This is a genomic window from Pseudomonas frederiksbergensis (assembly GCF_001874645.1).
Lineage (GTDB): Bacteria > Pseudomonadota > Gammaproteobacteria > Pseudomonadales > Pseudomonadaceae > Aquipseudomonas > Aquipseudomonas frederiksbergensis_B.
The window spans coordinates 5538234-5549002 of sequence record NZ_CP017886.1; the positions used below are offsets into that span (position 1 = coordinate 5538234).

At 55.6% G+C, this 10769-nt stretch carries 12 protein-coding genes and 1 pseudogene; 6 read left to right on the forward strand and 7 right to left on the reverse strand.

The window, feature by feature from the left end; translation table 11 throughout:
• Positions 1–426 precede the first annotated feature (426 nt).
• Both lpxO and BLL42_RS26510 read left to right on the forward strand, forming a co-directional pair.
• A complete protein-coding gene (gene lpxO, locus BLL42_RS26505) occupies positions 427–1326 on the forward strand; it encodes a lipid A hydroxylase LpxO (protein ID WP_071555519.1) in 900 nt (299 codons plus the stop codon).
• A 177-nt stretch (positions 1327–1503) separates the two neighbouring features.
• Positions 1504–1881, forward strand: coding sequence for a hypothetical protein (locus tag BLL42_RS26510; RefSeq protein ID WP_071555520.1), 378 nt, complete (start codon positions 1504–1506; stop codon positions 1879–1881).
• 88 nt (positions 1882–1969) lie between these two features.
• On the opposite strand, the gene BLL42_RS26515 is transcribed toward BLL42_RS26510, so the two are convergent.
• Entirely contained in the window at positions 1970–3067 is a 1098-nt protein-coding gene (locus BLL42_RS26515) for a GNAT family N-acetyltransferase/peptidase C39 family protein (protein WP_071555521.1), read from the reverse strand.
• A gap of 92 nt (positions 3068–3159) precedes the next feature.
• On the opposite strand from BLL42_RS26515, the gene BLL42_RS26520 reads away from it, so the two are divergent.
• Together BLL42_RS26520 and ilvA are read left to right on the forward strand one after the other, a co-directional pair.
• A complete protein-coding gene (locus BLL42_RS26520; protein ID WP_071555522.1) occupies positions 3160–4746 on the forward strand; it encodes a RimK family ATP-grasp domain-containing protein in 1587 nt (528 codons plus the stop codon).
• A gap of 271 nt (positions 4747–5017) precedes the next feature.
• Positions 5018–6036 (forward strand): annotated as a pseudogene (gene ilvA, locus BLL42_RS26525) (threonine ammonia-lyase, biosynthetic).
• A gap of 15 nt (positions 6037–6051) precedes the next feature.
• Here ilvA and BLL42_RS26530 read toward each other — a convergent pair.
• Positions 6052–6357: an NIPSNAP family protein gene (locus tag BLL42_RS26530; RefSeq protein ID WP_071555523.1), complete on the reverse strand. Its 306-nt coding sequence runs from the start codon at positions 6355–6357 to the stop codon at positions 6052–6054.
• Positions 6358–6371: 14 nt separating this feature from the next.
• Positions 6372–6851, reverse strand: a complete 480-nt coding sequence (eco, locus tag BLL42_RS26535; protein WP_071555524.1) for a serine protease inhibitor ecotin — start codon at positions 6849–6851, stop codon at positions 6372–6374.
• Positions 6852–7171: 320 nt separating this feature from the next.
• On the opposite strand from eco, the gene BLL42_RS26540 reads away from it, so the two are divergent.
• Positions 7172–7444: a DUF1652 domain-containing protein gene (locus BLL42_RS26540; protein ID WP_071555525.1), complete on the forward strand. Its 273-nt coding sequence runs from the start codon at positions 7172–7174 to the stop codon at positions 7442–7444.
• On the opposite strand, the gene BLL42_RS26545 is transcribed toward BLL42_RS26540, so the two are convergent.
• Positions 7441–7839, reverse strand: a complete 399-nt coding sequence (locus tag BLL42_RS26545; RefSeq protein WP_071555526.1) for a hypothetical protein — start codon at positions 7837–7839, stop codon at positions 7441–7443. The genes BLL42_RS26540 and BLL42_RS26545 overlap by 4 nt on opposite strands.
• 91 nt (positions 7840–7930) lie before the next feature.
• Entirely contained in the window at positions 7931–8194 is a 264-nt protein-coding gene (locus tag BLL42_RS26550) for a DUF2790 domain-containing protein (protein ID WP_071555527.1), read from the reverse strand.
• Between the two features lie 655 nt (positions 8195–8849).
• Between BLL42_RS26550 and BLL42_RS26555 the strand changes: the two genes are divergently transcribed.
• Positions 8850–9146 carry a hypothetical protein gene (locus BLL42_RS26555; RefSeq protein ID WP_071555528.1) on the forward strand — a complete coding sequence of 99 codons (297 nt, stop codon included), beginning with the start codon at positions 8850–8852 and terminating at the stop codon, positions 9144–9146.
• A gap of 121 nt (positions 9147–9267) precedes the next feature.
• On the opposite strand, the gene BLL42_RS26560 is transcribed toward BLL42_RS26555, so the two are convergent.
• Both BLL42_RS26560 and BLL42_RS26565 read right to left on the reverse strand, forming a co-directional pair.
• On the reverse strand, positions 9268–9861 hold the full coding sequence (locus tag BLL42_RS26560) for a hypothetical protein (RefSeq protein ID WP_071555529.1): 594 nt from the start codon (positions 9859–9861) through the stop codon (positions 9268–9270).
• A 71-nt stretch (positions 9862–9932) separates the two neighbouring features.
• On the reverse strand, positions 9933–10736 hold the full coding sequence (locus tag BLL42_RS26565) for a hypothetical protein (protein WP_236721938.1): 804 nt from the start codon (positions 10734–10736) through the stop codon (positions 9933–9935).
• Positions 10737–10769 lie beyond the last annotated feature (33 nt).

A 10769-nucleotide genomic window follows, 5' to 3' on the forward strand; every position in this document is an offset into this window, starting at 1 on the left:
AGCCCAGTTTCGCCGGGTCGCTGGCGGCGGCGTCGGGAATTTCGGTCGCGCAGGTTGTCGAGGCGCTCAGAGCGGCGAGCAAGGCAGCGGTGCTTTTATGGAGGCGTCTGGGAAGTGCGGCTAACATCATCAAGCTTTCATCCATGAGTAGGGGGGGCTGGCCGGCGTCGACAGCTATCCATGGTGTCCTGTGTTCGTTGAGCTGAACAGGCGTTTTTCTGGCACAACGCCTCCACCATTTTTCACAAATGTAAGTTAACCTTTAATTACAAAGTATGACTAGAATACGCCCCAGTGGCCATGAGCTAGCTTTCTGCTCGGGCTCCCGTGCTTTACCGATTCACTTGATAGTTGGATCTCGGACGCCGCGCTTAAATCAGCCTTGTGGCGCGTGGCATGTATTTTTCTGAACTGTGACGAATTCCCGTGAAACTCATCATTGTCTCCCTCTACGTTTTATCCATTGCGTATGTGCATCTGCGTGGCCGTATCCGGCACAAACTGAGTCGTCAGTTGAGTGATCATTCGACCTTTCTGGCGCCGATCAACTGCTTCCTGTACCTGTTTTCGAAAATCCCCAACAAGCCTTATCTGGATCCTGCCGACTTCCCGGACCTGAGCCCGTTGCAGGCCAATTGGCAGGAAATCCGCGCCGAGGGCCAGAATCTGCTCAGGGCAGGGGAGATCAAGCGCTCGGACCAATACGACGATGTGGGCTTCAACTCGTTCTTCAAAACCGGCTGGAAGCGCTTTTATCTGAAGTGGTACGGCGACAGCCACCCGTCGGCCACCAAGCTCTGCCCGCGCACCACGGAGCTGGTGCAAAGCATCGGCTCGATCAAGGCGGCGATGTTCGCCGAATTGCCACCGGGCTCGAAACTGGTTCGTCACCGCGACCCGTATGCCGGTTCGTACCGTTATCACCTGGGTCTGGATACGCCTAACGACGAGGGGTGCTACATCGAGGTCGACGGCGAGCGTTATCACTGGCGCGATGGCGAGGCGGTGATGTTCGACGAGACTTACATTCATTACGCCGAAAACACCACCCAGCAGAACCGCATCATCCTGTTCTGCGACATCGAGCGTCCGCTGAAGTACCGCTGGGCCACAGCGTTCAATCGCTGGTTCAGCCGCAACGTGATGTCCGCTGCTGGCGCGCCAAACGATGCAGGCGATAAAACCGGTGGCTTGAACCGGTTTTTCGGCAAAGTCTACAAAGTTCGTCTGCGCGGTAAAGAACTGAAAAAGCGCAACCGGACGCGCTACTACCTGGAGAAGTGGGCGATTTTCGGCGGCTTGCTGGCCATTATTGTTTTGATCTGAGCACGATCAACGCGTCAGCAGCCTTTGCTGGCGCTGCGTTGCGGTTTTCCGGCCGTTCTGCGGTGTGGTTGGTTAATCGGTGTTACATCTGTGCTGGAGTATTGTCTTCACAGGGGCGAATCCTGCGCGTAGCGTGTAATCGAAGACCCTATCTGCATGCACTGGAGGAACTCCACCATGAACAGGTTTGTGCTCGGTACCAGCGCGCTGGCGTTGAGTGGCTTGCTTGGCACTCTGACCCAGGCCGGCGCAGACATTGGCATGCTGGCGGCGACGGTGGAGCATCCTGTGCTGCTTGCCCAGAATCTCCCTGACAACCCCGATAACCCCTACAACGACCCGATTCGTCGAGTCAATCCCAACAGCATGCAGGGTACCCAACCCAGCGCGCCGGTCATCCGCGGGCCGAACACCGTGCCGGTTTACCGTCCACCGACCCTCGAAAACGGCGGGATCGGCAATGGCTATCCGCGCAGCGGCACTGCGCCGGGTACGGTCAAACCATCTATCCCGCCCAACCCGCCACCCCGTGATTCGGACACCAGCGGTTATTGAGTGGCATTGACCGTAATTCAGGCGTTGCCGGGTGGCATTCTGTTTGCCAGCGATGGCGGTGCGACATTCGAGACCCGGCAATGGATGATCATCCTCGGCCATACACGACCACCGCTGCCCGCAGCTTCCCGCGGCCAAAACTGCACATTTTGTCGAACTCGCCATGGCTGACCGGCAGGTGCTGGCAGTCCATCGGCTGGCGGTGCTGGCTGTGGTCGATGTCCGGGTCATGCAGGTAGACAAACTCTTCGTCGCAATCGGTGACGATCACCCAGTGCGGAGCCTTGGAGCGGGTCAAGCGGTAGCTGCTGATCAACACCAGCGGCTGTCCGCCATCGGCCAGCAGACGAGGCAGATCGAGCACGCCGCCAGGCACTTGCTCGACATCGCTCTGTTTCAGCTGCGTTTCGAACTCATCGTGCACTAGGCGCATGACGTCTTTTTTATGCTCATCGCGTACACCGTCGAGAAACAATGTCCCGGCCATGCTCACCTGCAACCGTACCCGAAAACCCCGCCGCCAGGCTGCCAGCGCCAGCCCCTGAGGGCTACAGCCGCCGTGACCTGAGGTCATGAAGACGGTGGTCGCCTCACGCCAAAGTTGTACTTCTTCACGGCGCTCCATGACGCGAGTCGGTTGCAATGCATTCATGGCCATCAACAGGCAGGCCGGGCCACAGGTGAAGTCGGTGGTTTGCGCGTAATAGGGCACGCTGATGCTGCGGCCATCGCGGTGTTCGAGGATGCGCTTTTCCAGGCGCAAGGCATCCGCGTGATCTTCGTAGTAGTCGTGAATCAACGCAAAACGCCGGTAGCCGTTACGCTCGTACAGCGCAATCGCCGCTGGGTTGTCGGTGCGCACTTCCAGGCGCAGATAGGCGCAATCGTGCTCCAGCGCGCAGGCCTCGATTTTCTCCAGGAGTTTTTTTCCCAGACCGGCGCCGCGTGCCTGAACTGCAATGGCAATCGAGTAAAGCCGTGCCAGCGAGGTGCCGCGGTGAAACAGCACCAGAGCGTAACCGAGCAACAGGCCTTCGCCCTCGGCAACAATCAACTGCCCGTGGGCACGGTTGATCATCCACTGGAAGTTACGGCTGTTGAGCCGGTCAGTGGTGAAACATTGCTGCTCAAGTTCCAGAAGTGCCGCCAGGTCGTCCAGTACTGCAAGGCGAAAGACAAGATTCATAGGGCCGCCGTAAAAGTTGCGTAACGAAACGGGACTTTCGAAAAAGTTCGTGCTTAATAGGAAAGGTCTTGTTCTCCAACGGATCAATCACTATGTCAGCATTACAAGGTCATTGGCGTGAAGTATCGGAGCAAAGTTTACCGGCAGCAATAACTAAAGCTACTTATTTATCCGAGACTGCGAGAACGTCCAGTCAATTGGTTATTATTGTCGAGCGCAAGGAAGACTGGGCGTCTTACTTTCCCAGTGAAGACATCGTCAGTGCCCAGGAATATCTCGAACACACCCGCGGCAGCGAGCAGGGCAAACGGGTTCAGGTGATTAACCTGTGTCGCAGCTACAAGTACCTGGGGCACGGCTACTACTGCTCATTGCTGGCTGAAGCCCGGGGGCACAAGGTGATTCCTTCGGTGCGAACCATCAGTGAACTGACTCGAAAGTCCCTTTACGGGCTGGCCCTGGATGATCTGGACAAGACATTGGACAAGGCCTTGAGTCATCATCTTTATAGCGACACTGAAGGATTTACCCTGACACTCTATTTTGGAAAAACCAATATCGAGCCGTTGCAGGATTTGGCGCGTCAATTGTTTGAAGTGTTTCCCTGTCCGATATTGCTGGTGGAGTTCCGTCGGCGTAACGGTTGGCACATTGAAGGGGTAAAGTCCGGGGCATTGCATAAGTTACGAGAAGATCAGGAAGATCACTTCGCCAACTCGCTGGACAGTTTCAGTCGCAAGATCTGGCGCATGCCGCGTTCACGACGACTGGCCCGTTATGACCTGGCAATCCTCCACGATCCGCAGGAAGCGCTGCCGCCATCCAATGCCAGGGCGTTGGAGAATTTTGTCCGGGTGGGCAAGGGGCTGGGCATCGATGTCGAGCTGATCGAGCGCAAAGACTACGCGCGTATCGCCGAATACGACGGATTGCTGATCCGCGAGACGACCAGTGTCGACAACCATACGTATCGTTTCGCGAAAAAAGCCGAAAGTGAAGGCTTGGTGGTGATGGACGACCCTGCGTCAATTCTGCGTTGTACCAACAAGGTCTACCTGACGGATTTGCTCAACAGCCATCAGTTGGGCATGCCGGCCACGGAAATTCTCTACAAGGAACGACCGGAAGATTTTGAGCGGGTGGGTGAGCGACTGGGTTTTCCATTGGTGCTGAAAATTCCTGACGGCTGTTTCTCGCGAGGGGTAATCAAGGTCGAAAGTCAACAAGCCTTGCTCGAAGCTACTGCCGAGCTGTTCGAGCATTCGGTGTTGCTGCTGGCGCAGGAGTTCTTCTACACCGAGTACGACTGGCGCATTGGCGTGCTCAACCGCAAACCGATCTTCGCCTGCCAGTACTTCATGTCCAAAGGACATTGGCAGATTTACAACCACAAAGCCAAGGGCCAGGACATCAACGGCGAGTGCCGGACCCTGGCGGTTCATGAGGCGCCCAAGGCGGTGGTGGACCTTGCAGTGAAAACCGCCAATCTCATCGGCGACGGTCTGTACGGCGTCGACCTCAAGCAGTCCGGCGACAAAGTGGTGGTGATCGAGGTCAACGACAATCCGAACATCGACGCCGGTATCGAAGACGCCTATTTGCAGGATGATCTGTACTCGCTGGTGCTCGAGGAGTTCGTCCGCAGGCTCGAACTCAAGCGTCGCGGGCAGGCCTGGTGAGCCGGTGCTGTAGACCGGGCATGTGGCGCTGACATTTTCACCGGCGCCCCCTTAGCGATCAACTATCGCACTCGATAGAAAATGGGCCATTGACTTGCCTTTCGCGCGCGGCTAATTTCGAGTCATGACTTCCACCGTATCGCGCCGCCAGCCAAGCATTATTACCGCCATTCCTTATTTGGCGGGCTAGCTGACGACTGCACCCAACCCGCCCTAGAGGCGGGTTTTCATTTTCTGTCTCCGGGGCTCCGAACAAAGCCAGGAGACGTTGATGGACACCAGCACCGCCACCGCCAAGCAGGCCCTGCTTGAGCAGTACGTGAAAAAAATCCTCGCCGCACCGGTTTATGAACTGGCGGTGCGCACGCCCTTGCAAGTGGCACCGGCGCTGTCCGAGGTGTTGGGCAATCAGATTTTGCTCAAGCGCGAAGACCTGCAACCGACCTTTTCCTTCAAAATTCGTGGTGCCTACAACAAATTGGCCCAACTGAGCGACGCGCAAAAGGCTCGTGGCGTGGTCACTGCGTCGGCCGGAAATCACGCTCAAGGCGTGGCACTGGCGGCGCGCGAATTGGGGATCGCGGCGAGCATCGTCATGCCTACGTCAACGCCGGAGTTGAAGGTGATTGGCGTGCGCAGTCGCGGCGCGAATGCGCTGTTGCATGGCGAGAGCTTTCCGTTCGCCCTGGAGTACGCCTTGAACCTGGCCCGGCAAACCGGACGCACCTTTGTTGCGCCCTTCGACGACCCGGATGTCATTGCCGGGCAGGGCACGGTGGCCATGGAAATCCTGCGTCAGCATCAAGGCCCATTGGACGCGATCTTCGTCCCGGTGGGGGTGGCGGTTTAATTGCCGGCATCGCCGCGTACGTCAAATACCTGCAACCGGACATCCGCATTATTGGCGTCGAGTCGGAACATTCCGCGTGCCTGCAAGCAGCAATGCTCGCGGGAGAGCGAGTGGTGCTGCCGAGCGTAGGCACCTTCGCCGATGGTGTAGCGGTCGCGCAGATCGGTGCTTACGGCTTTGAGATCTGTCGCCATCACGTCGATGAAGTGCTGACGGTTAGTAACGACGAGCTGTGCGCGGCGATCAAGAACATTTACGACGACACCCGCTCAATCACCGAGCCATCCGGCGCGCTGGCTGTTGCCGGGATCAAGAAGTACGTGGCGCAAACCGGTGTCCGGGGTCAGACCCTGGTGGCGATCGACTCGGGGGCCAATATCAATTTTGATAGCTTGCGACATGTGGCCGAGCGCGCCGCATTGAGCGGCGCACTGGTGTAAGTCGCCGAAAGGGATTCAGGCGAGCAGTGGACGCAGAAACGTCCGCTCGTAACTGAGGATGAATTTCTTCTCCACCACTTGCGCCACCAACGCAGTGCTTTCGGTGTCGCTCAGAGCAACATGTCGATAGCTTTCGTAGTCTGCGAGCGAAGGGAAGCTGAACAGGCAATAAGCGATATTGCTTGCGCCTTCAGAAGGTAGAAAGTACCCGTGGTGGGTACCGCCCAGTCGTTCGACAACGCTGAGCCAGGCCTTGGCGTAAGCTTCAAAGTCGGCGAGTTGGTAAGGGTCGATCACGTATTTGACGTGGCAGGTAATCATTGTCTGCGCTCCGGTTATTCTTGACGGGCTTTCTCGACCGTGTCCGACGCCGACCAGATCCGGTAGCGTACTTCGACGTCCTTTGGCACGTAGACCACAATCGGCAGCTTGCTGTTGTAACGCAGCCGGAAACCCTCACCGACGACCGGTACGAAGTCCTGTTTGCTCTTGCCGTCCGGGCACGCCATCAACGTGCTCATCGGGCCGATGACGTTCTCCAGTCGATAGAACGGATAACCCCAGCCTTCGAGGTTTTTTTCCTCCAGCGCGCCACCCAGACGCTGGTGATTGCAATCTACTGTCAGGGTTTTTCCGGCGAGGATTTCGACCTGGTAGTTGTCTTCCCGGGTTTGCGGCGCGAGGTGAATCACCTGGCGTGTAAAACCGCTTTCAGCCTTGGGATAGGGGGCAACGTCTTCGAGTTTCGTAGCGCTGGCCAGAGTAGACAGGCCGGACAGCAGCACCGCCGACGCGGTGAGAATAGATGAGCGCATGATGCCTCCTTGCTCTTGGTTGAGTCAGTGAACGCGAGCATTCTCACTGCGCTGGCCGCTCAATGCAAACCACGACGGCGGAGCTGGCAACGTGCGGGATAATGAGTGGCGAATCATGCGTTTTGCATGAGGCCATTCGGCGGTTCGTCGCAAATCGCTGATTTACCGACAGCCCGTCGTGCGAATTCCCGGGCATGCTTTATGCTTTCTTCCAGTTCATGAAAAACACCCCCAGGAAAAACCGCGAGATAAAGATTGGCAAGACTGACGGCGGTTAACCCGGCGATTGATCGATGGTCCTATAAAACGGGAGGGTTGCAATGTTTCTGTCTGCCTTGGAACTTCGCAATATCATTGAACACAGTTTTTTGCCTAAACGTTGCCAGTGCACCTTGTCACCGGACCTGTCGATGACCGTCAAGGTCTACGACAACCACCAGACGGACCAACTGGATCTGGTGGTGACCGGCATCGACGCGAACACTCTTAACGGCTGTCGTGAAATCAACGACCTGATCGCTGAATTGCGCCACGACCTGGAGGATCACACCCCCGGCAGCCATGTGCTCGCGTCAAAGGTCCGTGCGCATTAATCCACGGTTTCTGCGAGTCCGACGGTTATACGCTGGGTCTGGAGAAATGCCAGGCCCAGCGCGATCTCCACCGCCACCGCCAGCAAGATACCGGGGCCGGCATGGCCATTGAGCCATTCGCCGACACCCAGCGCCGCCAGCCCAAACGCTCCGACCATCAAACCGCTGCTCAGCGCGCTCCGCGAAACGGACGGCGATGCGTTTCGAGCCAGGTAAAACATCACGCCCAGCGCCACAAACAACACCGCGCTGCGTCTGGCTACCAACCCTGTTGCGTCTGAATAGCCGACACTCCAGATCGACAGCATGGCGTCGGGCATAACGCCCCAGATCAGCGCCAGAACAAAGCACAGGCCAGCGGTAAATGTAGACAGTGTGCGAAACGACAACTGCATGGCGAATCCTTGCGGCAGTAAGGGGAGGCCAAAGCATAACCTTTGGCCTCGCTCACGCCCATCGCCAAATGCCGCTGTGCAGCGCCATTATTCAGTTCTGATAGTGACAGGCATCCGACAGCTTGAGGTAGCTGATGTCCTCCTGTTTACCGACGTTGTCGATGAACCTCATCTCCGCCGTCACCACCTTGCAATCCTGCGTGGTGGGCTCGGTCATCGAAATCACTTTGTTGACGTGCAGCGGCATTCCGTAGTGATAAGGCACGGGCTGGGAAGGTGCGGAGTCGGCTAGCGCCAGCCCGGCAAACCCGGTGCAGGCGAGGGCAGAGGCCACCAGCAATATACGCATGTTCATGAGAAATCTCCGGTGCAGACGTGAAGTCAGCGCGACACCTGACGATGTCGGCTCTGCCGCGGAGGGCGTCAGAAGGTTCTGCGCGAACGCGGTCCAGTTACTGTTGGACCACAGGATTAACCAAGGGTTAAGTTCAGTGGGTGTTCAGGTGATTGAAAGGGATGGGGTGTTTTTTGGTCTCTATAGCCTGCGGTGACGGGGCTTAAGGGGAAGGCCGACTATTTCATGCGTATGTTCGCGGCTCAAGCGCTGCAAGCCGTCGACTGTTGCGCCCTAACCACCGCGGGTGAGGAACTCGCCGGTGGGCGCTTTACCAACCAATATCCTCACGATAAAAACCTGAGCGAGCTTCGGCTCCTTCCTACAACGTCATAGGCATCGTCGCCTTTCGCCAGTCAGCGGCAAGGGTTTACTGTTCGTCGTCGCTGCAAAATCAGCGAACGGGTTTGGTCACCTGATAATAACCGTGCATATATGTGCCATCATTCGCGCTGCGGACATCCATGTCCTCGTAGTGCGTTGTTATGGCGGCTGTGTGCGGGACGCCTTTAGGCGAGCCGATTGGTTGTTTCGGTTGACCAAGCCTGTACACAGTCCGCCTCCCATCGTTTGGTCACGATGCGGCGGTTACTTATCAAACAACCGAGTAATCCTAATGCCTACGTTAAATCCATTTCCCGATCGTTATCGTGCCATCAAAAGCAGCGTTACCGACTCAAACCCAATGGTCATCGATACCGAGGCCAATCCCCAAGACATACTTGAAGCCGCTCTACAGCGAATCCGTGCCTCCAGCGACCTGCTGGAGACGCTGCACTGCCAGTGCTTCAAACACGGCGATGTCCAGGACATTCCGCACATTACCCATGCGCTTTATCTGCTGACTCAGGATGGTTGCGACCTGTTGAAGGTGGCTCAGCAGCGGATGTTGGGGTGGACAGCGCCAGTCTGACTTAACCATTGCACAGCAAGCCCATCTCCCGAAAAAGCCGGGCTTGTTTGTGCGAATCTTTTTTATTGTGTCGTACAGCTTGGTTGATGGCCGTTTGGCGATCCTGAAGTCCTCTGTCCTTCTACTGCACCAACTGCATGAGACGGGGCATCAAAACCTCAGTGGGATGCCAATCACGCAGCGTCGGCAGCAACCCCTTATTCCGACTTTTTTCGTAATCGTCGGCACCCTCCGGAACAATCAACTCATCCCACACGAAGTAGATATTCGCGACGACGCCTATTTGTACGTAATACCTGGGTGATTCTCCTTGCGCATCCGTCTCGAAATAGGCGGGAAGCGGACTATTTGAAAACACCACCGCCATGTTCACGTGCGTCACAGGAGAGTCCGGGCCAGCAAGAAACCTTACTTGAACAAGCGAAGTGAGAGGAAACATCGCCATCCAAAGTTCGCCAACTTGCCCAAGATCAACGATGCCCGGAAGGTCTGGCGCGAGCAGAGCGATATCGGCTAAGCCCCATTCGTCTCCACCGGCCCGAATAGACATAAAGGGTGTCTGATCAGAAAAGTCGGGAATGTCTTCACCAATCAGCGTGGCATCATTCCCGGAATGGGCTTCTACCTTGGTAGGCTCTGTTACAGCGACAAAGCTTTGGTTGGCGTTATCGCAGCCCGTCAACGCCAAAAATACTAATGCCCATAAATATGCCATCAAACTCGCTCAAACTTAAATTTTAAAAGAGAGGGAGGCACTTAACTACCCCTCTCTCAACGAAGAGTGATTTATTTCAGCGCTTTAATTGGAGGGTCTTGATAGTCACTATCAATTTCTATACCCGCATCAATCGCCTTTTTTTCACGAGCATCACGAATAGCTTTGTAGTTCTTAAGAAGACCCGGCAACAACTCTTTCCAGCGTGCCTTGTCTTTTGACTCACTAAACGCAGGTGCCCAGTATTCGCGCTCTGTTGTAAAGTTCAAAGTTACCAAATATGTTCCGCGTTCATTAGGGGCATCGTCAGAGTCGTGCCGCTGTGCCCTCAGGGTTAGGTAATTCCCATTATTATAAAAATTCCAATCATAAAAATCGTCTACTTTCAACCAGCGATCTAGATCCAGGCGATAGTCAGGATCTAACCATGGATGACTCAGGACATAGTCTCCAAGCACCTTACCAGGCGAGCTAATCTTATCAATTTGCGAACCTGATATCCGCGGATCGGACGGCGCATAATAATGAGTCCAGCCTGCTGATTTTATTTTTTCTAACAGACCGTATAAGAAAGCCTGATACTCTTCATGCTTACTGCCATCAGGGAGGGATCTAACGGATAAGTCAAGACTTCCTATGTTTTTCCCTACATCTTTATCAATCGCAATACTCACACTTGCAACATCATCAAGTATCAAAGCCCCATTGACCTTTACAGAAGGTAGATCAGCATCACCAAAGGACTTATCAATTTTGTACCAGCACATATTCACCTGTGACATGCACTCTTCAGAAAACTTCACAGGGCTTGCGGTCAACAAAGTGTTGATATCTTCCTGCAACTGAATTTCGATCGTCGACTTCTTGCCCGTCATAGAACCACTCCCAGTGTCTCTTGCATCACCACA